Raw genomic sequence first — 23,811 nt, 5'->3', positions numbered from 1 at the left:
GATTATTAGTGCTCTTAACCGTGATTCGGCTCCAAATCTACCTTGGTCCGACCAACACTCCCTAATAACGCTTAATTTACAGCGCAGAATCTAACCGCCTTCAACCACTTTCTAATATTCAGATAATACTGTAGATTTTACCATTTATTACTGTAATTCCCAAATAACGGATAAAGCGGCCAATAAATAAAGCGGGGCTGTTTCCGCACGGAGTATTCTAGGCCCCAAACCAACTGGAACAAACGCCGCATTTTCTAACAAAGCGACTTCTGCAGGTGCCAAACCACCTTCAGGACCAAAAACGGCGACTAAATGTTGTCCCGTCTTCATTTGCTGAACTTGCTTGACCAATTGAGCCGTTTCGCCTTGCTTGGCCGCCTCTTCGTATGCAACAATACCTGTATCTTTCGCTAACAACGTAACCGCCTTTAAATTAGGTAAAATCACCACTTCGGGAACACTTAGGCGGTGTGATTGTCGTGCCGCTTCCAAAGCAATTTTGGCCAACCGTTCCTGCTTTTTAGGTTGTTTTTTTTCATCCCATTTTGCAACCCCGTACTGGCTCATGAAAAAAACAAACTGACTAGCGCCCATCTCGGTTCCCTTTTGAACAATCCATTCGGCCTTGTCCTTTTTAGAAACCCCGCAAACAATTGTTACTGTACAAGGTAGCTCACTTTGACTCACCAAGGATTTCTCTAATTGCACAGTAACTTGTTTGCCATCAACGAACTTGATTTTGGCCTGAAAGGCAACCTGTTCATTAAAAACAACTTCAATTTTATCCCCAACTACCATTCGCATAACACGGATAACGTGATGAGCCGCCTCACTATCCAAAGTGAACGTTTGCCCTAATTGAGGCGTGTCAGCCGTCATAAAATACCGTTGCATTAAGCGTCATCCTCCTGTAATTGAACAATTAAAGCAAACCAATCACCTTCATTACGCTGTTGCCGAACAATAAAACCATTAGCAGTCATTGCCTCCCGGATCATCGCTACCTTGTCCACAATAATACCGGACACAATAAAATAACCGTTGGCCCTTAAAAGTGGTTTAACTTGTGGAATCAGTGGAACAATGATTTCAGCCAAAATATTAGCCACAATTAAATCTGCCTTTTGTTTAATTCCCTGTAATAAATCATTCGCAGTTACCTGAATATCCGCCGCAATTGGGTTTAATGCCAAATTACTTTTAGCGGAAGTAACGGCAACCTCATCTAAATCGTAGGCAAAGACTTGCTTAACCCCTAATAATTTGGCCGCAATACTTAAAACACCTGAGCCAGTACCGACATCAAGCATTGTTTCACCGCCGCGGACCTTATCTTCAAGTGCCTCCAGCGTCAACTTAGTTGTTGGGTGGGTTCCAGTTCCAAAGGCCATCCCTGGATCTAGCCGAATAACCTGTTCCTGAGCCTGTTGGGGCTGATATTTCTCCCAACTCGGTACAACCGTTAAGTAGCGCGTCACCCGAACCGGATGATAATATTTTTTCCAAGCAGTTGCCCAATCACCCTCATCAACGGCACTAGTGGTTAAGGTCCCCGCACCGGCGTCAAGTCCATATTGGCGTAACTGCTGCACACGCTGTTTGATAGTGGGTAATAATTCTGGCAAAAAAATGGTCTCTGGATAATAGGCCGATACCTCTGCACCAGACTGAATATGTGGTAATTTTGCTGGATCAAAAATCTCGCCGTGCTTGCCAACACTGATTGGTTTGAAATCGGCCGCATTATTTATTTGAACGCCAGTTGCGCCAGCCTCCATTAAAATATTGGCGACGGCCTCAACAGCTTCATTACTGGTCTTAACTGTTACTTCTGTCCACTTCATTATCTTTTCCCCTATCTAATCTAAAAACGCGGGTATGGTAAGTAATCGCTAGCTTGAATTGTACCATTGGCCGCAACTTGGGCCTGATAGGCCACATTATCCCACTTTAGTTGAAATGTCGGCACCGCATCATCGTTTAAGAAAGTCATTAAATCACTTAGCCCATTATCAACGACTTCTTCTAAGTAAGTAAAAATGGCCGTAACTTGTTGTTTGGCCAACCCTTGCTTCCCAGTAAAGGGAATCATTGCTAAATAATCAGTTTGGTAGGCCGCACCATCTAAACGCTTAGTATCATAAATTAATAGTTGATCTTCAAACTCAATTTTTTTATCGGTTGAACTGACTCCCGTGGCATCTAAAATAGTCTGTGCCACTTTGTTCTGTGCGATTAAATCAATCGTAATTTCAAAAACGTGATGCTGTTGATCCCAGTTTAAAACCAATGTTGCGTTTGCATCATCAAAAGCGGCCACTTGCTCCGCCAATTCATCCAATAAGGTTACTTTTTTCATTTTTGCCACCCATTATTTTCTAAATTCATTTCACGCTTAGTAATCCTCGAAACAAAGGGATTGTGCGCAACATAAAAACGCAATGGCGCCGTTTGCCACTCTCCCTTATCATTAATTCCAATGCGGCCCGTTTCCGCAATCGCTAATGGCCTTTTATAGTGCGTTACATCAAGTGTTAACGGCGAACTAACATAATTATTTAAGTTCAAGTTCAAATTTTGAATGCCAAACGCACTCATTAATTTTCCCGGTCCATTAGTTAAATCGTACAAGTGCTTCGGCCAATGTCGGTTCAGTTGCATTTGCGCAACACCGGCATCCGGTTCCACCCCACGAATTAAGATTCCTTGGGGGTTTCCCTTCTTTTGCGTAATGATATTCAATAAAAACTGTCCGTAAATTGTGTAAATATAGATCGTTCCCGCCGGCCAATAGAGGGCCTCGTTCTTCTTCGAACGGTGCCCACCAAACGCGTGAGCCGCACGGTCACATTGACCAAGGTAAGCCTCATCTTCCACAATATAACCTGAAATTATTCCCTGTGGTGTTTGATAACAAATCTTTTTACCCAACAAATCACGAGCAATTTCAACGGTTGAACGTCCTGCCAAAAAATCATCTAACATTTTATCACCTAAAAATAGCAGCCACCAAATTACTAAATCATTTGCGGATGATCTTATAAAAAGATAACTGGATAAGTTAATTTACTCCGTACCCCAGAACGTAATATCCATCTGTCTATCACCAGAAGCGAAATAATCAATGCCTAATTTCTGGCTAGACTGATTAACAATTTGGTAATATTGTTTTGTGTCAAGATGCCCTGGGTGTACCGCTCGCGCATACAAATATTTTACCATTTTATGAATTAACGGATCATCCAATTTTTGTTGGGCTTCAAATTGAAAAGTTATATAAAGTAAATCGCTGGTCGCACGATCAAAAGTAACTTGATCAATCGAGTAGCCACCAAAGTTAGTTTCCTTTTTCAAATCGGCCACAAATGTTTCGACTTGCTTCCGCGTAAAAGTCGCCGTATAAAACATGATTCGCCAAGTGATTGTTTCATTCATTTTAAGCCGCCTCCAGTTTATTCATCATTATGCCATAGCCAACCAAGCTAAACCAGTCACGATGTAAAATACACCGATAAAAAGAAGATTGTGCTACAATTGTGAAAACGGATACAAGAACAGGAGTGATCTTATGAGTACAGTTGGTCAGTACAATGAAAGTACTATTCGCAAAACGAATCCAATCTTCTCACAATTACGGACAACGATTGAATCGACCTTTTATGGAAACAACATTACGGCCATCAATGATGTTGCAACTGCCTACCACCTTGCCCACGATGCCCCGGAAACAATCATCACTGACCTACCAATTAAATATGCTGATGAACTAGGATTACCTGCCGATGCCGTCATGTTGGTTGATAATAATGGCCAAATAGTCGGACGAACAGCAGCCGCACGCCGTATTCTTGGTCATTCCGGCGTCGATACTGCAGTCATGGCCAAAATTGCTCGGGAGGCCATCTACCAAGGCTCCAAGCAGACTTTTTACAAAACCAGCGTGGTTGTCGGCCTGGATGAAGATTTTATGTTAAAAGCCCACTTAGCGATTCCAAAAGGATTTGAAAATAATTTACTTTCTTACTTATTAAATTTTCAAGCCATTAATCAACATTACGCAAAACACTATCAGGCCTCGACAGCTTACAACGAGGGTGATATTTTCATTTACGCCAACCCTGACTTTCAGCACCCTGATTTTCCAAATGGACTTGCACTTTTTGACCCGCAACATAACGTTGCCATTATCCTAGGGTTACGTTATTTTGGTGAATTAAAAAAGGCCACACTTACTTTGGCCTGGGCAACTGCTCACCGTAATGGCTATGTTGCTTGTCATGGTGGTGAAAAAGCGTTTCACTTTACTGATCGACCTGACCAAGTTTACGCGATGTTTGGCCTTTCTGGTTCCGGCAAATCAACTTTGACCCACGCAAAACATGGTGGCCGTTTTAAAACGACTGTCTTGCACGATGATGCCTTTGTTATTTCCCGTAAGAACGGTAGCTCAGTTGCGCTTGAACCGGCCTACTTCGATAAAACGAATGATTATCCCTCCGGTACAGCCGAAACCGAGTATTTTATGACCTTGATGAACGTTGGGGTCACCTTAAATACGGCGGGTCAAAAAACGTTGGTTACCGAAGATCTACGAAATGGTAATGGTCGAACAGTTAAATCACGTTATGCCTCTACTAACCGGGTAGATAAAGAAAGTGCTCCAATTAATGCCATTTTCTGGATCATGAAGGATGATAGTCTACCACCAGTTATTAAAGTTTCTGACCCAATTCTGGCCGCTACCTTAGGCGTAACGTTGGCCACAAAACGTTCTTCTGCCGAAAATTTAGTCGGTAAAATTGATCGTAAGGCCTTAGTGATTGAACCGTTTGCCGATCCATTTCGTGCGTACCCATTAAAGGAAGATTACTCTGATTTTAAGAGTTTATTCGAAGAACAAAAAGTTGCCTGTTATATTCTTAACACTGGTTTCTATAATGGTATAAAAGTTCAAAAAGAAGATACACTAGCAATTTTAGAAAAAATTGCCAATCAAACTGCCAACTGGCAGAATTTCGGATCTTTGAACTATTTAAGCTACTTGGCGTTACCTGGTTACCCAGTCGATTTTTCGGATTCGGATTACCGCATAACACTAAAAGCACACCTAGAAATTCGCCTGGACTGGTTAAAAAACTATGATCAAAATCACACTGGGCAAGAACTACCTTCAGAAATTCAAACCAGTCTACAAACATTAATTGATCAGCTTAATGCATAAGGCCCACGATCTAGAGTAATGTTCGGAAACAATAGGGAGTGTGACAAAAGTCGGTTTTGGGTTTACTGCGTAACGTAAGCTAATCCAATAACCGTACTATGGTTATTGAATTAGCTGTAGTTAGGCACGTAAATCCAGACTTTTGGCGCACGTTCTAGAGCAATGTTCGAAAACAGTAAGAGGCTAGGACTTTTTGTCCTAGCCTCATTGTTTTAATCAAATTTATAATTAACGATCAATTAAGAACAATAAATCTGCATCCTGTGATTCTGGTTTAACATCGTCGTGATAGGTAAAATCGGCCTTATCAAATTCCTCTTTAATTTCGTCTTTAACCGATTCTAATGGTCGCTTATCGTTTTTTATTTGTTTAATGGCCACTTCCAAATGTGCTTTTGAAGGTAGTATGAAATCATGGACACGATTTAGTATAATTCCATAATAGGAAGGATTGTGTTTTTATGACCAAGAAAAAGTACTCAGTAGATTTTAGAAAAATGATTGTCAAGCTGTACCAGGATGGCGCCCCGGTAGCTGATCTTACAGACGAATATGGTGTATCAAATGTAACTATTTACAAATGGATTAATCTATATAAAGAAGACAAAGGAAGTGGAATTTCCAAATCAGATGTTTTAGCGTTGCAAAAACGTTTGAAACAGCTAGAAAGTGAGAATGACATCTTAAAAAAAGCCTTAACCATATTCGCCAAAAAGTAAACCCAGATGACTGGCAGACAGCCGTTGATATTAATTTGAAGCACCATAGTATCAAAGAAACCTGTAAAGTACTCTCAGTTCCACGCTCAACTTACTATGAACATCAGCAGAATCATGTATCGCCACAAGCCAAGCGTCGTAAGACACTTAGCCAGTCGATTAAACGCATTTACTTTAATTCTAGACGTATCTACGGGGCACCTAAAATTCTAAAAGCGTTACAAAAAGAAGGTAAGACTGCCAGTATTAAGCTAGTTCAACGATTAATGCGCCAAATGGGGTTAAAATCAATCACGCGCAAGAAGTGGCATTATCAACAAACTAATGATATTGATGCGACTGATTATTCAAATATACTCGCGCAAGATTTTCGTACAACCAGTCCAAATCAAAAGTGGTGTGCAGACATAACTTATATTCACACCAAAGCCAATGGCTGGTGTTATTTATCAAGCATTCAGGATTTATATTCACGTAAAATCATTGCCCATAAAATCAGCCGTCATATGACTGCTGATCTTGTGATCAGCACTTTTCAACAAGCCTTTGAAACTAGAAAGACGACTAATAACTTAATTGTGCATACCGATCTGGGTAGCCAGTACCGCAGTGCTGGCTTTGAACAGATCTTAGCGCAACACCATATTCGCCATTCTTATAGCAAGCGTGGCTGTCCCTATGACAATTCATGTTTGGAATCATTTCACGCCAGTTTGAAAAAAGAAGAGGTTTACCAACACCATTATCAGGATTTTGAAGAAGCAAATGCTGCAATATTCAGCTACATTGAGAGCTTTTATAACAGTGCTCGAATTCACAGTAGCATTGATTATTTAACTCCAAATGAAAAGGAAAAATTAGTCGCTTAAATTATACATAAAATGTGTCCAGATTCTTGACCTAAATCCATTTATCCGATGTATCAAATTTATAGTGAACATCTTCATCATTTAAAATTACAGTTATCAATTGCTTTGTATCATCCATACCTATTGCCTCTTTTTTATTAGTATCTATTCTAATATAGCGCAATTCACCTCATCTGTTAAGCGCTTTACTAAACGTGAATTAGTTAATGCAGCAAATTGATTAAAAGATTATATGCTCATTTAAAATAGAATTTAAACTAATTATAAAAATTAATTAATCTTTTATAATTAGTTTATCTATTTTATAACTATTTTAAAACAATTAGATTAAATATTTTAGTTTTTAATAATTTTTATAGATTATTATATTAAAGATAGCTATTACTCAATTTGATAATAAAAAGTCCGTTTACCTATCAAATACGTGATAAGTAAACGGACTTTTTTATTTTACATAATTAAATTTATGTTACTTAGTTTTCAGATTAACGTCAGTCTTCCACTAGCTAGATCATTAATTATTCATTACCAGTCAATTTGGTTGGATCCCCCAGCCGGTACCCATTACCCGTATTAAGCTTAAATTTCTTCTTTAAGCCATTCGTTAGATAGATTTGCTTATCCTTCGTTACAAAAATTGCCTGAATGTTTTGCTTATGTTTATTATTAATATAAGCCAAGCCACCCTTTACACCTTTGTTAAAGGCCGCATTAGATAACGCGTCCCCATCAACCGACTTAGGTGAAACAATCGTAACCCCAGCCAAGTTATTCTCGTACGGATAACCCGTATTCATGTCCATTAAATAGATATACCTGTGGCCGTTAACCTTTAAATATTGCTCATAAATACCTGCAGTTACGATCGACACATTCTTTTCTGGAATAACCCCTAGTGCCTTACCTCGTGCTGCCAATGGATTCTGAACGCCAACGTTCCACGGTTTGTCCTTGCCAACTGGTGAATGGCCCATCACAACAATATTACCACCAAGATTAATGACAGCCGTCGTAATTCCATTTTTCTTAAAAACTTCACGAACCTGATCCGCAATATAACCTTTAGCGATACCACCAAAATCCAAACGCATGCCCTTTTTAGTTAAATAGACAGTTCGTTTCCTTGCATTAAGCTGCACATCGTGATAATCAACCAGCGGTAACGCTTGATCAATTTCTCCCTGACTGGGCACACGTGCGCCTGGTAGTCCGATTTTCCATAGGTTGGTAATGGCCCCAATTGACATATCAAAGGCGCCGGCCGAATTTTTACTATAGTACATTGCCTTCTCCACCATTGGCCACATGTCAGCACTAACCTTAACCGGCCGAATGCCCGCATTCTGATTTATCTTGTCTAACTCAGTATTCTTCTTGGTTAAACTTGCTTGGTTATCAGACTTATGAATTCGGGCAAAACCTTTATCAAGCACAGCCTTTTTCCCTTTATTATAAATTGACAACGTACAAATCGTTCCCATAATAAACTCACTTTTTTGATACGGCCGTTTTATCACTGGAGCCGTTGATCTTTTAGCCTGACACGCACTCAATATGAGTGGTAAAATTAATAATAGAACAACTCCAAGTAACCATTGTTTCTTGGGTTTCATTTTGTGCACCCTTTCTAATTCAAACTTACTTCTTTATTTTAAGGGACCAGTAACACTTTGACAATCAATAAAAAAGTAAGGTTTCACACTTTATCGTTTCTATTAGGCAACGGATCCGTTACAATGATGATGGCAACATAATGCGAGGTGCAAATTTATGAAAAAGACAAAAATTTTAAGTCGAATTGAAGCTGCAAAAAAGGCGCATGAATTAATCGAAGTCCACGTCAAAAAACAAGTCGATGATTTTGAGGTTGGTTTCCCGATTGCTAGTGATCATCGCTGGCTGATTATTGCGGCAATTAATACTGAAGGCCAATTTGACGGTTTTACCCTCTTTGCCCTAAAACGAATCAAAAAAATTAAGGTTGGTACCGCCTATTTGACTATTGTTCACCACTACATCGATTTTGCTAAGGCCCATCAACTTTACGATCCACTAAAATTGGCAGACCGGCAGAAACAAATTAAACATTGGGAAAGAAATCTTAGTCGACAATTACTTATCTTGTTAGCAAAGAAACGGGCTTTCGTTACGATTGGCGGCCGTTTCAAAATAATACCAACTGGTAGAATTCTGGCTGCTTCGGCACACGGCTTCACTTTTCAACCGTTTTACGAGTTTAATTACACAGTTGCCGATCCGCTAATAATTTCGTTGAAGGATATTGCCTTCATTCAATTTTGGGATATTTATGATGATCTATATCAATACACCGCCCCAAAAATTGCTAAAAAAACGTTTCAAATACAAACTAAAACAGATTAAAAAATGGCTAACTAGTTGCTGTTACAAGCTCAACTGGTTAGTCATTTTTTGTCATTAATTTGCCTGTTAAATTGCTTCAAACCGACTCAGATCACAGCACACATAAGAGACATAAGTAACCCGTCGACTTTAAACTAATAACTTTTGAAAATCACTTGGCAATTCTGCCTCATACTGATTAACGATTTTCGTAAAGGGATCGAAAAAACTCAATCGACTTGCATGTAATGCTTGCCGCTTAATTCCCCGATCCAGTGGCCCTTGATAGAGTTCATCACCTAAGAGTGGGTGTCCTAAATAGGCAAAGTGCACCCGAATTTGGTGGGTACGACCCGTTAGCAATTTCACCCGCACGAGGGAAGCATCTAAAGCAGGCAAATAACGTTCCAACCAATATTCAGTCTGCGCCTTTTTCCCCGTTTCTAGAACTGACTGTTTGAACTCATCGGGTTGCCGCCCTAACGGTGCATCAATCAAATCATGTGCCTGCTCTAAACGGCCATTTACCAAGGCCAAATACACTTTATCTAATGGCTGTGCCTGGACAAGATTTTGTGCCAAACGGTGCTTAGCAATTAGAACAATCCCACTAGTAAAGCGATCCAATCGCGTTATAATGTGCGGAACTTGATCCTGTGCTCCCGCGTCGATCAGATAACCCTTAACTCGATTAACTACCGTATCCACACGGTTAGCGGGGCCTGGAACAGCAGTCAATCCCGCCGGTTTATTAATGACCAGCCAATTATTATCTTCTGCCAAAATAGTTAGCGGCTGGTGGCTGATCGCAACCCGCGGATCGGCACGCTCCACTGGTAGCCGGACTGTAACCTGATCATTGCGTACAACATTGGTTGGCCCATTAGTTAGTCGCCCATTAATTAAGATTTGACCACCGTTTTGACGGAGATAGCGAAAGAAACGACTACCAATTCCCCGTTGACCTAAAAAATCCTTCATTGCTTGTTTTTCTTCATGCTGTTGCCACATAAATTCCATTAATATCCCCCAAAAAATTAGTCAAACCATTTGCCATTGATCGTATTTGCCTCAGTAAAATCAGCAATTATTCAACTAAATTATTTTTCTATTATAACATTTATAGTCTAAGCCGTAATTAGCGCTGTTTAATTAACGCATTTCCCAAGATTACCTCCTGAAACGCTTAGCCTACTTCAAACGTAAGGTACCCATTGGTCATAGCGCCATGAAAAAACATCATCAGAAAATGATAACACTATTTAGTGATGACCTAATCTAAAATAAAACCGTTTTCCTTAAAACTATCTAATTTAACTAGATTGACACAACTTCATGTAATTTATCTATAGGAAGGTAAATACTGCAGCAAAAATAAGGAAAAGAGGTTGATTGAAATGCTAACTTCTAAGTTAGGCCACCACATATTACTACGACAACTGACAATTTTGAGTACTACCGGTATACTATTAAGTTCTGCAAGTGGGCTTTTTAGTCTGAAGAGTGTTCAGGCGGCAAGCTCAGCCACTGCTGTTACCAAAACTCAGGTCCAAACTGATACTCAAAAAGGACAGCAGGCCGCACAAAAAGATGTACTTGCCGCGGCAGAACAAGGGACTTCCCTAGTTTCCACTGGTGGTAATGACTATACCCAAGCCTATACCAACGAGTACCGGCAAGACCAAATAGATTACCTTAAAGGTAAACGGGCCGCCAATTTGGACGTCACAAAGGCTAACCCAATAAACACTAGTAAACCAACAACGGCCACGCGCTACTTCATTAAAGCCTACGAAGTTGAATTTTCTACGGCCCAAACGCTGTATAACAAGGGGGAGAACGCCGGGTATAGTGCCGGCCAGCAACAAAAGAAAAAGGACGCCACTGTGATAGCCCAATTTGGCCCAGTTTACCAGACAGGTTATCTACTAGGCTACCAACGCGGTCAAACAAATTGCCAAAACGAATTAGCACAAAAAAATGAACAAACAGCGGCCAAAAAACAACTACCAACTAAAAAAGAAGATTCAAAAACAGTGGTCTCCGTTAACCCTGCCCAGAGTAGCGCGAAAGATTCTAAGACAGTGACTACTGGTGTTGACCGTAATCAAGGCGTTGCTAGAGTGATCGCCGGCGAAGAAGGGCCGGCTCAACAACAGGCTCCAAAATCAAATCAGACCACTGCTTCAATTTCAAGCGTAAAACCAACCTTTTCGACTACCATTATTGCAAAACCTAACGCTACGATCGAAGAAAAGATTCTGCTCCAACCAGGAATCGCCGTTCCGTCACACAAAATATTTATTAAATTATTTGCAAAAAACGCGCAAAAAATTGCTTATAAACATGGTATTTACGCCTCAGTTATGATTGCACAGGCAGCCTTAGAAAGTAGTTGGGGCAATAGTGATCTGGCTACCGCGCCAAATTACAATCTCTTCGGTATCAAAAGCGACTCTGTTGGCCGAAGTACTCAAATGGTCACCAAAGAAGACAATGGCTTCGGCCAATTGTTTACCATTAAAACAAATTTTAAGCGTTATGATTCCTATAAGGCGTCCCTAACTGACTATACAAATTTATTAACAACGGGAACAATGGCAAATTTCTACGCTGGAGCCTGGAAACAAAACGCTAAAAACTACCAAAAAGCAACCAAGTTTTTAACTGGCCGCTACGCAACAGATACCAACTATAATTTGAAGGGAGTGTACAATATTTTGTGTAAATAGTAATTGAAAAGGGAAGACCTTCCCCGTATGATTAAATCGCCAAACATAATCAACGGAGGCCTTCCCCATGGATCAGTTTAACAAAGAAATCGCCCAAACACTACTAGCTCAAGGAAATTTAAAGGAGGTTTTTCGTACTCAATTGGAGAAAACAGTCAACAGCCTGCTTCAAGCTGAACTGACCGCAATTTTAGGCTACGATCCATATGATCGCAGTGGCTTCAACAGCGGTAATTCCAGAAACGGACAGTACTTTCGCCAAATAGCTTCCGAGTATGGAAAACTAAATATTTGTGTGCCCCGTGACCGTAATGGTGAATTCAAAGCAGCACTTATTCCATCCTATACGCGCCGGGTTGATGCCCTAGAAGAAATGGTTCTCAAGCTCTACGAAAAAGGGATCACAACACGTGAAATTGCCGATCTCATTGAGAAAATGTATGGATCGCACTACTGCGCAACCACAATCTCAAACATGACCCAGGTCGTCGAAGGGCAAGTTGCGGCTTTTCATAAGCGTCATTTTACTGAGTCAAGCTTCGTTTGTCTCTTCATCGATGCGACTTATCTTCCGCTCAGACGAAAGACGGTTGAACGTGAGGCGGTCCATATCGCGATTGGCATTACAGCAAGCGGTGAGAAACAGATCCTTGATTACCAAATCGCTCCAACTGAGAATGGTGAAGTTTGGTCAGAATTATTAGGTGGACTTGTAAAAAGAGGTATCAGCAACGTCCAACTAGTCATCGCTGACGGAATGGTGGGCCTTGAATCAGCACTTGAAAGAAGCTACCCACAGGCAAAGTTTCAGCGTTGCCTCGTTCATATGAGTCGTAATATTTTCAAAAAAGTACGTGTTAGTGACCGACAGGCCGTTATGTCTGAATTCAAGCAGATCCATCAAGCAACGACCAAATCTGAGGCACAAGCGATTCTGGCCACCTTTATTACACACTGGGCACCTAGCTATTCTAGAATGACGAAGCACTTAGCGGAGACCAAAAATCTGCTTACTTTCTTTGATTTCCCGACAAGTATTAGAGCCTCGATCTACTCAACCAATCTTATTGAATCTTTCAACAAATCAATTAAGCGAAAAACCAAAGTGAAAGAACAATTTCCAAATGAAGCTGCGTTGGATCGTTTCCTAGTCACACAGATGTTGGCCTACAACGATAAGAACTTTGGTAAGTCTCATCGTGGTTTCAAACAATGCCAAGATACATTAGAATCAATGTTTTGAAATTGGTTATTTAATCGTGCGAATAAGAGTTACTCATTTACACAAAATTATTGACACTCTCAATTTGAAACTTAATCAAATTATTACTACTTATCACTTAACTAAATATGATCAAAAGGCAAAACAAACTCGGCAAATTAATTTTGTTAAAAAAAACTACAAAAAACAAATAAAACCATTAACCACTGCGTATTTTCATCGAAAACAACTTAAGGCAGGTCCCATTCTGTTTCTATGCTAATGGACACGAAAAACGGTCCTTAGATCAATAAAGTTTTTACCAACTTAATAAAATTATAGCAAGCACTACCTTTTACGATTTACGAGACTAGAAATCACACCAATAATACTACGCTAATTTTACGTATCACTAATAAATTACACAAAGTGAGACAAAAAGTCGGTTTTGACGCACGTTCTAGAGTAAAGTTTGGAAATAAAAAGCGGACGTTTGTCCCAGCCTCATTCCCCTCACTTAAAATAAAGCGTTATTTTTGCATTTAGTCATTAATCATTGCTATCTTATTATTATAATAAATTTTAATTAAATTGGAGTTGAAAAAATGGCACACACATTAACTGTAAATCTAAATTCTGGAAAAACACTTACGCTAAAACAGATTGCTAACGTTAAGGTGATCACCGACGATGCAGTAATCAATACCACGGCCCGAAACCACGGCCCGAAATTTCTTCAATATTGGCCAAGCAGATAAGTACGTAATTACTTCAGATTGTGGTCATACTGCCCTAAAACGCCACGAAGTTTCATCCGTATCACTTAATGAAGATGACAGGCTTATTTGACAACCAAGTAGTTATGGTTATCATTTAAAAAATCCGTTCTAGGTGAATAAGTTCACCCAAAACGGATTAACAGTAAAAATAATCTAAGATTAGTTTTCGAAATACAGATTACAATTTTAATTAATTGCCTAATATCAAAAAAATAAAGCCTCTAAGCAGGCTTTATTTTTTATGCGTTTCTTCCTCACCAGTTTGTAAAACGGCCATGAAGGCTTCCTGGGGAACCTCTACTGAACCAATTTGCTTCATCCTTTTTTTACCACGCTTTTGCTTCTCCAATAATTTGCGCTTTCGGGAAACGTCCCCACCGTAACATTTGGCCAAAACGTTTTTGCGCAAAGCTTTAATGTTGGTCCGCGCAATAATTTTGTTCCCAATAGCAGCCTGAATAGGCACCTCAAATTGTTGGCGTGGGATAATTGTTTTTAGTTTATCAACAATTTCTTTACCGCGTCCAAAGGCAAAATCTTGATGAACAATAATACTCAACGCATCAACTGATTCTCCGTTTAATAGAATATCCATTTTAACTAATTTACTCTCACGATAACCTTCAATATCGTAATCGAGGGAGGCATAACCCTTTGTGCTGGATTTTAAGCGATCAAAAAAGTCATAGATAATTTCTGATAACGGTAAATGATAAACAACATTTACTCGGTTATTATCTAAGTACTCCATCGTATCAAATTCTCCCCGTTTATCTTGCGATAGCTCCATCACGGCGCCAACATAATCATTAGGCACCATAATGGAGGCGTGCACAAAGGGCTCCTCGATTGACTTAATTGCCGCTGGATCAGGCATCTCAGAGGGATTAGAAACTATCTTCTGCGTACCATCGGTTAAATTAATGTGGTAAGTTACTGAAGGTGCTGTGGTAATTAAATCCATCCCAAATTCACGCTCAAGTCGTTCCTGAACAACATCCATGTGCAGTAAACCAAGAAAACCACAACGAAAACCAAAACCTAATGCCTCAGAAGTCTCTGGTTCAAAAGTTAAAGCAGCATCGTTTAATTGTAATTTTTCTAAGGATTCACGTAAATCGTTATATTTCGCTGTATCAACTGGATATAAACCTGAATAAACCATCGGATTCATCTTTCGATAACCCTTTAAAGCAGTTGCGGCCGGATTGTTGGCCAGTGTTACAGTATCACCAACTTGCGTGTCTTGAATGGTCTTAATACTGGCTGCAATGTAACCTACATCCCCGACCATTAATTGATCCCGCGAAACAGCGTTGGGCGACATAACACCAACTTCCGTCACTTCAAATGTTTTACCATCTTGCATCAGTTGAATTGTATCACCTGGCTTAACTAGTCCGTCAAAAATACGAACGTTCAACACAACGCCGCGATAATTATCATAAACTGAATCAAAGATTAATGCCTTCAAGGGTTTCTGAACATCACCACTTGGTGCCGGTACATCACTAACAACGTGCTCTAAAATATCTTCAATCCCAATACCTTCTTTAGCACTTGCTAAAACTGCGTCAGAGGCATCAATACCAATATCGTCTTCAATTTCAGATCGCACTCGTTCTGGATCGGCGGAAGGCAGATCAATCTTATTAATCACCGGAATAATTTCAAGGTCGTTATCAATCGCTAAATAGACGTTAGCCAGTGTCTGTGCTTCAACACCCTGAGCAGCATCAACAACTAACACTGCACCCTCACAGGCTGCCAAACTACGCGAAACTTCATAAGAGAAATCAACGTGTCCTGGTGTATCAATTAAATGAAAAATATATTTCTCACCATTTTTTGCGTGGTATTCTAGTTCAACGGCGTTTAACTTAATTGTAATGCCACGCTCACGTTCTAAATCCATTGTATCCAATATTTGATTTTCCATATCACGCTTAGCCACGGTATGCGTCAGCTCCAAGATTCGGTCCGCCAGTGTTGATTTACCGTGATCAATATGCGCTACAATTGAAAAATTACGAATATTCTTTTGGCGCTGATGCATTTGTTCAACATCCATTTCGTCAACCTACTTTCTAGTTTAAATTATAACAAGCCGACTAAGACGACGCAATTTATACTGGAAATAACTCAAAAAAGAGTAAGCCAACCTAGCCGCGAAACTAGGTCATCATCACCTAGTTTATACAACTGCCAGTATTATGCTCACTCTTTAGTCGTTTCTTATTTCTTTTTATCGCCTGTAAAAGTCTCACGAATCTTATCGAATAAACTGCCTTCGGTCTGACTCACTTCATCGCCACTAGCAACAGCAAAGGTCTTCAATGCATTCTTTTGCTCATTACTTAAGTGTTTAGGCGTTATTACCTTGACCGTAACGTGTTCGTCACCTTTGCTATTACCACGTAATCGTGGTGCACCCTGACCGCGTAAACGGAACGTTGTGTTAGTTTGAGTGCCGGCTGGTACCTTTAACTTGACCTTGCCGTTGACCGTATCAACTTGTAAGTCATCGCCTAACGCAGCCTGCACAAAACTAATTGGTACTTCAATGTAAATCTCGGCACCATCACGCTTGAATTTATCACTTGGTGCAACTCGGAAAACAATGAATAAATCACCGTAAGGGCCACTATTTGTTCCTGCTTCGCCTTGTCCGGATAAACGCATTTGTTGACCATCTTCGACACCAGCTGGAACCTTAACTTTAACACTGTGACGTTCTTGTTCGTGACCAGAGCCATGACAAGTTGCACATTTTTCTTTAATTTCTTTACCTGTACCGCGACAAACATCACAAACTTCACGACTTTGCATCCGGCCAAGTGGTGTTTGACGAGTAACTTGAATATAGCCAGCACCATGACACTTATGACAGGTTACTGGTGAAGTACCAGGCTTCGCACCAGTCCCATTACAAGTATGACACATCGCCTCACGTGTATAAGAAATTGTTGTTTCCTTACCAAAAATGGCTTCCTCAAACTTTAGATCCATTTGGTACTGTAGATCAGAACCTTGCCGAGGTGCCGATGGGTTAGACTGTTGTTGGCCACCACCGCCACCAAAGAATTGACTAAAGATATCATCAAAACCGCCAAAACTCTGACCGCCTGTATCAAAACCACCAAAGCCTTGACCGCCACCGCCGCCAAAGCCACCTTGTGGACCCGCGGCACCATACTGATCATATTGGGCCCGCTTATCAGGATCACCAATAACTTCATACGCAGCCGATATTTCTTTAAACTTTGCCTCAGCGTCTGGCGCCTTATTAAGATCAGGATGATACTTCTTTGAAAGCTTTCGGTAGGCGTGTTTAATTTCATCCTGGGACGCATCTTTTGCTACCCCAAGAACTTCATAGGGATCACGTTGTTCTTCCGCCATGCTTAACCTCCTAATTTATAACGATTTAATTATTGCTCACCAATCTCATCTAAGTTAATTTAGACACAATAAATTAAACCAATAATATTCTTTGCAGAAAATCGAATTAAGCATACCATAAATTAAACAAAAAGCCAAAAGCCGCAATGGCCCTGGCTTCCTGCTACTCATTAAGGTACGCAACAACAAGATTTATTTTTTCTTCTTATCAGGATCGACTTCTTCAAAGTCACCGTCAACTGTTTCACCATCGCCGTCACTCTTATTGTCGCCTTTGGCATCACTGCCTTGGCCGGCATCGCTTTTAGCCTGTTGTTCTTTGGCGGCTTGTTCATACATCTTAACGGATAAATCTTGGACAATTTTATTTAAATCATCACGTTTAGTCTTCATATCATCCAAATTGTCGTCTTTTTGTGCCTTCTTCAAAGCATCTTCAGCGTCTTGGGCCTTCTTGATCTCTTCATCAGTGACCTTACCCTTAAGCTCCTTCAATGTCTTATCAGTTGTAAAGATAAGTTGTTCAACGTCATTACGTAAATCAACTTCTTCTTTTTTCTTCTTATCGGCATCGGCATTTTCCTCAGCCTCTTTTTGCATCTTTTCGATTTCTTCATCAGATAAACCAGAAGAACTCTTAATGGTAATCTTTTGTTCTTTTTGTGTTCCCATATCTTTAGCAGATACGTTAACAATCCCGTTTTTATCGATATCAAATTTAACTTCAATCTGAGGGACACCTCGTGGTGCTGACGGAATATCTGCCAACTGGAAGCGACCAAGTGTCTTGTCGTCTGCTGCCATTGGACGTTCACCCTGCAAGACGTGAATATCTACAGCTGGTTGATTATCAGCAGCCGTTGAAAATACTTGTGACTTACTTGTTGGAATAGTTGTGTTACGATCGATTAATTTAGTGAAGACACCACCCATGGTTTCAATACCAAGTGATAGTGGTGTAACATCAAGTAAAACAACATCTTTAACATCACCAGTAATGACACCACCTTGAACTGCAGCACCTAAGGCAACTGCTTCATCAGGGTTAATGGAATGATCAGGTTCTTTACCCATCCACTTTTTAACAGCTTCTTGAACAGCAGGAATACGAGTTGAACCACCATTTAAGATAACTTTATCAATATCACCAGTAGATAATTTAGCATCTTTTAAGGCATTATCAAAAGGTCCTTTAGTCTTAGCAACAAGATCGGCCGTCATTTCGTCAAATTTAGCCCGCGTTAATGTCTTTTCCAAATGTAATGGACCAGCATCACCAGCAGAAATAAATGGTAAACTGATTTGTGCTTCGTTAACCCCAGATAAATCTTTTTTAGCCTTTTCAGCAGCATCCTTTAAACGCTGTAAGGCCATTTTATCCTTGGCCAAATCAATGCCATTATCAGCCTTGAAACTATCAACTAACCAATCAATAATCTTTTGATCAAAGTCATCCCCGCCTAAACGCGTATCACCATTAGTTGAGAGAACTTCAAAAACACCATCGCCAAGTTCTAGAACAGAAACATCAAAGGTACCACCACCAAGGTCGTAAACTAAGATCTTTTCGTCCTTATCACCTTTATCAAGCCCGTAAGCTAATGCGGAAGCAGTTGGTTCATTGATAATTCGCTTAACATCAAGACCGGCAATCTTACCAGCATCCTTAGTTGCTTGGCGTTGACTATCATTAAAGTAAGCAGGTACTGTAATAACGGCATCCTTAACTTCTTCACCTAAGTAATCTTCAGAGAATTTCTTGATGTATTGTAAAATCATCGCTGAAATTTCTTGAGGTGTGTAAGACTTACCATCAACTTCAACTTTATAACCTGCTTCACCCATGTGCCGCTTGATTGAAGCAACTGTGTTTGGATTAGTTACCGCCTGGCGCTTTGCAACCTCACCAACTTGTGTTTCACCATTTTTGAAAGAGACAACAGATGGTGTTGTCCGATTACCTTCTGGATTTGTAATAATCTTTGGTTCTTTACCTTCGAGAACAGCAACTGCAGAGTTAGTTGTCCCAAGGTCAATCCCAATAACTTTTGCCATAACTCATAACCTCTTTTATTATTTAATATTTATTTTTATTGTGCAACTACTACCATAGCAGGTCGCAAAACGCGATCTTTTAAATAGTAGCCCTTTTGTAAAACCTTAACAATCGTCTCAGGTTTTTGATCACTCTCCACGGGCACAGTTTGAACTGCTTGGTGAATAGTCGGATCAAAAGTTCTATTTTCAGTTTCAATTTCGGTAACGTTGTGCTCTTTTAAGGCACTCTCTAGGTGGTCATAGACCATTTGAATACCCTTTTTTAACTGCCGTCCGATTGGATCCGAAACATCAATTGCCAAAGCACGTTCTAAATTATCAACAACAGGTAAAACGGATTTAGCCAAATCTTGGCCATCATATTTTGCTAGTTGCTCCCGTTCTTTTTTAAAACGATTATTCATATTCTGGATTTCTGCTTCGGCACGAAGATATTTATCTTCATTACTAGCAACCAAGGCCTGTAATTTTTTAATTTCAGCTTGATCCAATTCATGTTGCTTGGTTACGTTCGCATCATCACTAACCGTTTCTTTTTTAACGGTAGCTTCTTTTTTATCACCTTTAACTACCTTTTCAGTAGTTGCCGCTGTAGTTTCTTGATCTAAATTTTTTTCAGATGGAAATTCTGGTTGTTTCGTAGATGGTGTCTTTTTATTAGCCAAATCATTCACCTCCAGTGACTATTCATCCCCAAAGTGAGCATAATAATCAGTAATTTTTTTTGCTAGTTCCTCACGAAAAACGTCTAATAACCCAATCATTCGTGAATATGGCATACTAGTCGGTCCTAAAAGTGCAATCATACCCCGTCCATGTTCACTAACATTATAAGTTGCGGTAATTAAACTAAAATTTTTCAGTAAGTCATTCGTCATTTCATCGCCTAAACGTACTTCAATTGGCTGATCCGCCGGTTCCCCTAGTAGCTTAGCCAAATCATCGTTTTTATCAATCATGGCGTAAAGTGATTTTAATTGGTTAACGTCCTTAATGGTGCTAGTATTAATTAGATTCATCTTACCACCAACGTAAAAGCGTTCTTGAGCCGCCTTCTTCAAAACACCACCAAATATATCTAAGAAACCAGATGGTGTAATCATGTAGTGCGTTAAAAGCTGCGGAATACTTGTATGCAGCTTTTTGATCACTTTCGTTAGTGGTAGGCCGACCAACTCATCGTTTATAATTCGAATGACCTTTTCTAAACTATCACTATCGATTCCATTAGGGATCGAAAAGATTTGGTTTTCAACCGCACCGCTATCAGTCACTAAAATTGCCATCACCTGGTTATTGTCCAGTGGTACTAAACGAAAACCAGTTAAACGTGCTTCCTTTAATTCTGGGCCTAAAGAAATTGCGGTATAACTAGTCAAACTTGATAGAATTTTAGCGGACTGCGCAACAATTTGATCAATCTCATGATAGCTTTGGTCAAAGGATGTTTCAATAACTGCCATATCATTTGCGTCTACACTGCTAGGCTCGACTAAATGATCAAGGTAATAACGATACCCTTTCATCGATGGAATGCGCCCGGAAGATAAGTGTGTTTTTTCAATTAACCCCATATCCTCTAAATGAACCATTTCATTTCTGACAGTGGCAGAACTGACGTGCATTGGCAACTGTTCAAGAAGCTTTTTCGAACCGACAGGCTGGCCATATTCAGTATACAAACGAACAATCTCTTTCAAGATAAGTAACTGTCGCTTGGTCAGCATTCTAACCACCTCTTCTTTAGCACTTAGCATCTATGAGTGCTAACACAATTATTAATATAACAACTTCCATGAATTAAGTCAAGGCAGGACAACCTTTTTCTTACAAAAATATTATTTTACAAAACAAACGAGTAGTTTAACCCCAGGAGTGTTTGGAAAATAGCTTTATTAGGTATTTCTTGACTAATTTAGTATAAATGTGTTGAAAAAAGTAATTCAGGTCGTGAATTATTGTAAGCAGTAAATAACTGACCGACTTCAAAAATAATTTAATTCAAGTTATGATTGCCTCATCAAATAATTGGTGAGGTGATTTTTATTGGATAAACCGGATATTGTTCAAATTAAAATGGATCATTCTGGTTCTCAATCGCGATCTACTATGGCAACAAAAGCCCTGCAAATTAGAGTTGATGCTAATAAATCGGTCGTAGTTTACAATCGAATTAACAACTATATTTTAGAGGCAGTTTTAAAGGCGGTGTTCGCTGGTGATAATTGATCAACGACAGATTCAACAGGTCTTTTTAGTTTGTGGAAAAACCGATTTACGTCGGGGAATCGATGGTTTAGCTGGTGTTATCCAAGATCAATTTGATTTAGATCCATACAATCGCGCCTTATATTTATTCTGTGGAACCAGAAAAGACCGTTTTAAGGCCTTATTTTGGGACGGTGATGGTTTTTTATTACTTTATAAGCGGATCGAAAACGGTCGACTTCAATGGCCGACTGATCAGAATGCACTCCGTAAATTAAATTCTAAACAGTTGACACGATTACTCAGTGGTTGGTCATTAGACGCGACAATTCATCAAACATGTCCGCCTGGACATGAAAGAAGAAAAAATAACTATCCAAATTAGTGTAAGACATGGTAAACTCAATTCAACAAATACGGATTGAGTGGATAAAGCTAATGACACCCGAAGAAGAAATTATAGCGCTACGTAAGCAAGTCGCGGAACTAACTGAAATGGTTGCCTACTTGACTAAAAAAATTTACGGTCAAAAATCAGAACAAATTGATCCTAACCAACTGTCACTACTAGAAGGTAATGACGGTGTTTTTATCACGCCAGAGCAACCTGGCCAACAAAGCGACGCAGATCAAGTACCGGCAAAGAAAAAGCGCAAAAAGACACGGCAAGAAACTCTAAGTCGTGATTTACCAGTAAGAGAAACTGTTATTGATCTACCAACGCAACAATGTGCCTATGGGCACGAGTTGACACCGGTTGGGAAAAAGTTTGTTCGTGAAGAGGTGCATTTCATTCCGGCCAAACTTTATCGAGAACATATTTATACGCAAACCTATAAGTGTTCTGAATGTGAGCTTGAAGCTGGCAGCGCTCATTTGGTGCAAGCCCAAACGCCAGTCGCTTTAATTCCGCATAGTCTCGCCTCGGCTTCGTTAGTCGCGGAGATCATTCATAAAAAGTTTCTATTGGCAACACCACTATACCGACAGTTAGCAGATTGGCAGCGCTTGGGTATTGCGTTATCAGAGGCAACAATCTCAAACTGGATTATCAAAACGAGTCAGTTGGTCGAACCAATTTATAATTTATTACAGCAGCGACTCAGCAACCAACGTTATTTACAGGGTGACGAAACACCGATGCAGGTGTTACGTGAGCCTGGTAAAACAGCAGCCGCTAAATCATATATGTGGGTGGCTAGAACAGTAAAACAAAGTCCGCAGCAAATCATTTTTTATGCTTATGGCAGTACGCGTTCAGGAACCTTTGCGCAAAAGTTATATCGGAACTTTACCGGCATCCTGCAGTGTGATGGCTATACCGGCTATAATCTGTTAGAAAATAGTGTTACGCGTATCGGTTGTTGGGCGCATGTGCGCCGTAAGTTTTACGATGCCACCCAAGCTAATGGTAAGCCAATTAGCAGTGTTCCCTTAGCGCTAATTGACGAGATGTTTGCCTTGGAGCGTCAATGGCAACATTTTTCGCCCCGGGTACGTCGTCGAAGACGCCGTAGTAAAGTGCGTAAATTATTGAAGCGATTCTGGCAGTGGATCGATTCGGCCGACGTATTACCTAAATCACGTTTGGGTAAAGCCGTCACTTACGCGATCGATCAACGATCTACACTAGAGCGGCTAGTCAACGTTGGTATCATGGACTGGAGTAATAATGCGGCGGAGCGCAATATGAAGAGCCTGGTGATTGGTCGAAAGAACTGGCTCTTCAGTACCAGCCAAGCAGGCGCAAGATCAACGGCTATTTGGTTAACTTTAGTGGAAAGTGCTAAAGCTAACGGGCTTGATCCGCGAGGCTATATCACCTATTTATTAAAAACAATGCCCCAACACCCTAGTTTCACCGATTTGGCCCAGCTAGAGGGTTATTTACCATGGAATTATTCTGGGGCAAGACATCAAGATAGAAATAAAGCGTCAAATGAATAGAAGCCAGAAATAGTGGCGTAATGTAAAAGACAAACCGATTTCTCAATTTCGAGAAGCCGGTTTGCCTTTTTTAAACGGTCGATTATTTACTGCTTACGAATTATTTAATAGCCATCATTCAAAATAAATCTTCCAGTGCGCACTAATAATTAAATTTATGTCTCTAAGTATAAACTTCGTCAAAATTTGACTTTATTGCTTGGTAACGTCTTAATTTAAGGCAAAATAAAAAGGTTCTACAATATCTGTTGTTGGTAATAGATTTTCATCTATTACTGATGACAGATTTTTTATTTATGGCTAGAATAAAAAAG

General features: G+C 39.9%; 22 protein-coding genes. 9 read left to right on the top strand and 13 right to left on the bottom strand.

Annotated elements, in window-relative coordinates:
- Positions 1 to 147: 147 nt before the first annotated feature.
- The 5 genes from AYR53_RS08625 to AYR53_RS08605 form a co-directional block, all read right to left on the bottom strand.
- Positions 148 to 894, bottom strand: a complete 747-nt coding sequence (locus tag AYR53_RS08625; RefSeq protein WP_068224552.1) for a 16S rRNA (uracil(1498)-N(3))-methyltransferase — start codon at positions 892 to 894, stop codon at positions 148 to 150.
- Positions 894 to 1,844, bottom strand: coding sequence for a 50S ribosomal protein L11 methyltransferase (gene prmA, locus AYR53_RS08620; protein ID WP_068224554.1), 951 nt, complete (start codon positions 1,842 to 1,844; stop codon positions 894 to 896). Before prmA ends, AYR53_RS08625 begins: the two co-directional genes overlap by 1 nt.
- A 20-nt stretch (positions 1,845 to 1,864) precedes the next feature.
- The gene (locus AYR53_RS08615) at positions 1,865 to 2,359 is read right to left on the bottom strand and encodes a DUF3013 family protein (protein WP_068224557.1); all 495 of its coding nucleotides are present in this window, start codon (positions 2,357 to 2,359) and stop codon (positions 1,865 to 1,867) included.
- Entirely contained in the window at positions 2,356 to 2,985 is a 630-nt protein-coding gene (locus tag AYR53_RS08610; protein ID WP_068280788.1) for a DNA-3-methyladenine glycosylase, read from the bottom strand. Before AYR53_RS08610 ends, AYR53_RS08615 begins: the two co-directional genes overlap by 4 nt.
- An 81-nt stretch (positions 2,986 to 3,066) precedes the next feature.
- The gene (locus AYR53_RS08605) at positions 3,067 to 3,435 is read right to left on the bottom strand and encodes a hypothetical protein (protein WP_068224562.1); all 369 of its coding nucleotides are present in this window, start codon (positions 3,433 to 3,435) and stop codon (positions 3,067 to 3,069) included.
- A gap of 133 nt (positions 3,436 to 3,568) precedes the next feature.
- Here AYR53_RS08605 and AYR53_RS08600 point away from each other — a divergent pair, with 133 nt between their 5' ends.
- Positions 3,569 to 5,221 carry a phosphoenolpyruvate carboxykinase (ATP) gene (locus AYR53_RS08600; protein WP_068280791.1) on the top strand — a complete coding sequence of 551 codons (1,653 nt, stop codon included), beginning with the start codon at positions 3,569 to 3,571 and terminating at the stop codon, positions 5,219 to 5,221.
- Positions 5,222 to 5,449: 228 nt separating this feature from the next.
- Here AYR53_RS08600 and AYR53_RS13530 read toward each other — a convergent pair whose 3' ends face one another.
- A complete protein-coding gene (locus AYR53_RS13530) occupies positions 5,450 to 5,602 on the bottom strand; it encodes a hypothetical protein (RefSeq protein WP_156520048.1) in 153 nt (50 codons plus the stop codon).
- Between the two features lie 80 nt (positions 5,603 to 5,682).
- Between AYR53_RS13530 and AYR53_RS08595 the strand changes: the two genes are divergently transcribed.
- Together AYR53_RS08595 and AYR53_RS08590 are read left to right on the top strand one after the other, a co-directional pair.
- Positions 5,683 to 5,940, top strand: a complete 258-nt coding sequence (locus tag AYR53_RS08595) for a transposase (RefSeq protein ID WP_017866964.1) — start codon at positions 5,683 to 5,685, stop codon at positions 5,938 to 5,940.
- Positions 5,925 to 6,809, top strand: a complete 885-nt coding sequence (locus AYR53_RS08590) for an IS3 family transposase (RefSeq protein ID WP_105782191.1) — start codon at positions 5,925 to 5,927, stop codon at positions 6,807 to 6,809. Before AYR53_RS08595 ends, AYR53_RS08590 begins: the two co-directional genes overlap by 16 nt.
- A gap of 518 nt (positions 6,810 to 7,327) precedes the next feature.
- On the opposite strand, the gene AYR53_RS08585 is transcribed toward AYR53_RS08590, so the two are convergent.
- Positions 7,328 to 8,422, bottom strand: a complete 1,095-nt coding sequence (locus AYR53_RS08585; RefSeq protein ID WP_068280792.1) for an FAD:protein FMN transferase — start codon at positions 8,420 to 8,422, stop codon at positions 7,328 to 7,330.
- A gap of 157 nt (positions 8,423 to 8,579) precedes the next feature.
- On the opposite strand from AYR53_RS08585, the gene AYR53_RS08580 reads away from it, so the two are divergent.
- Positions 8,580 to 9,191 carry a hypothetical protein gene (locus AYR53_RS08580; RefSeq protein ID WP_068280793.1) on the top strand — a complete coding sequence of 204 codons (612 nt, stop codon included), beginning with the start codon at positions 8,580 to 8,582 and terminating at the stop codon, positions 9,189 to 9,191.
- Positions 9,192 to 9,320: 129 nt separating this feature from the next.
- Here AYR53_RS08580 and AYR53_RS08575 read toward each other — a convergent pair whose 3' ends face one another.
- A complete protein-coding gene (locus AYR53_RS08575) occupies positions 9,321 to 10,190 on the bottom strand; it encodes an RluA family pseudouridine synthase (RefSeq protein WP_068280799.1) in 870 nt (289 codons plus the stop codon).
- A 377-nt stretch (positions 10,191 to 10,567) separates the two neighbouring features.
- Between AYR53_RS08575 and AYR53_RS08570 the strand changes: the two genes are divergently transcribed.
- Positions 10,568 to 11,902 carry a glucosaminidase domain-containing protein gene (locus AYR53_RS08570; protein ID WP_068280802.1) on the top strand — a complete coding sequence of 445 codons (1,335 nt, stop codon included), beginning with the start codon at positions 10,568 to 10,570 and terminating at the stop codon, positions 11,900 to 11,902.
- Positions 11,903 to 11,969: 67 nt separating this feature from the next.
- On the top strand, positions 11,970 to 13,145 hold the full coding sequence (locus tag AYR53_RS08565; protein WP_068223443.1) for an IS256 family transposase: 1,176 nt from the start codon (positions 11,970 to 11,972) through the stop codon (positions 13,143 to 13,145).
- Positions 13,146 to 14,114: 969 nt separating this feature from the next.
- On the opposite strand, the gene lepA is transcribed toward AYR53_RS08565, so the two are convergent.
- From lepA to hrcA, 5 genes are all read right to left on the bottom strand, one after another.
- On the bottom strand, positions 14,115 to 15,953 hold the full coding sequence (lepA, locus tag AYR53_RS08560) for a translation elongation factor 4 (RefSeq protein ID WP_068224595.1): 1,839 nt from the start codon (positions 15,951 to 15,953) through the stop codon (positions 14,115 to 14,117).
- A gap of 164 nt (positions 15,954 to 16,117) precedes the next feature.
- Positions 16,118 to 17,284, bottom strand: a complete 1,167-nt coding sequence (gene dnaJ, locus AYR53_RS08555; protein ID WP_068224598.1) for a molecular chaperone DnaJ — start codon at positions 17,282 to 17,284, stop codon at positions 16,118 to 16,120.
- 192 nt (positions 17,285 to 17,476) lie between these two features.
- On the bottom strand, positions 17,477 to 19,339 hold the full coding sequence (dnaK, locus tag AYR53_RS08550) for a molecular chaperone DnaK (RefSeq protein ID WP_068280805.1): 1,863 nt from the start codon (positions 19,337 to 19,339) through the stop codon (positions 17,477 to 17,479).
- A gap of 35 nt (positions 19,340 to 19,374) precedes the next feature.
- Positions 19,375 to 20,007, bottom strand: coding sequence for a nucleotide exchange factor GrpE (gene grpE / locus AYR53_RS08545; protein WP_075168967.1), 633 nt, complete (start codon positions 20,005 to 20,007; stop codon positions 19,375 to 19,377).
- Between the two features lie 18 nt (positions 20,008 to 20,025).
- Positions 20,026 to 21,069, bottom strand: a complete 1,044-nt coding sequence (gene hrcA, locus AYR53_RS08540; protein WP_068224608.1) for a heat-inducible transcriptional repressor HrcA — start codon at positions 21,067 to 21,069, stop codon at positions 20,026 to 20,028.
- A 319-nt stretch (positions 21,070 to 21,388) separates the two neighbouring features.
- Here hrcA and AYR53_RS08535 point away from each other — a divergent pair, with 319 nt between their 5' ends.
- Genes AYR53_RS08535 through tnpC form a run of 3 tightly spaced genes read left to right on the top strand, consistent with a single transcriptional unit; the run spans position 21,389 to position 23,497 of the window.
- Positions 21,389 to 21,571 carry a hypothetical protein gene (locus AYR53_RS08535; RefSeq protein ID WP_068222411.1) on the top strand — a complete coding sequence of 61 codons (183 nt, stop codon included), beginning with the start codon at positions 21,389 to 21,391 and terminating at the stop codon, positions 21,569 to 21,571.
- Positions 21,561 to 21,935, top strand: coding sequence for an IS66 family insertion sequence element accessory protein TnpB (tnpB, locus tag AYR53_RS08530; protein WP_068222408.1), 375 nt, complete (start codon positions 21,561 to 21,563; stop codon positions 21,933 to 21,935). The genes AYR53_RS08535 and tnpB overlap by 11 nt, the downstream gene beginning before the upstream one ends.
- Before the next feature lie 53 nt (positions 21,936 to 21,988).
- On the top strand, positions 21,989 to 23,497 hold the full coding sequence (gene tnpC, locus AYR53_RS08525) for an IS66 family transposase (protein ID WP_068222405.1): 1,509 nt from the start codon (positions 21,989 to 21,991) through the stop codon (positions 23,495 to 23,497).
- Positions 23,498 to 23,811: the final 314 nt, after the last annotated feature.

The sequence above is a fragment of the Loigolactobacillus backii genome, assembly GCF_001663675.1.
GTDB classification, from domain to species: Bacteria; Bacillota; Bacilli; order Lactobacillales; family Lactobacillaceae; genus Loigolactobacillus; species Loigolactobacillus backii.
This window is presented reverse-complemented; position numbering and strand designations above follow the sequence as displayed.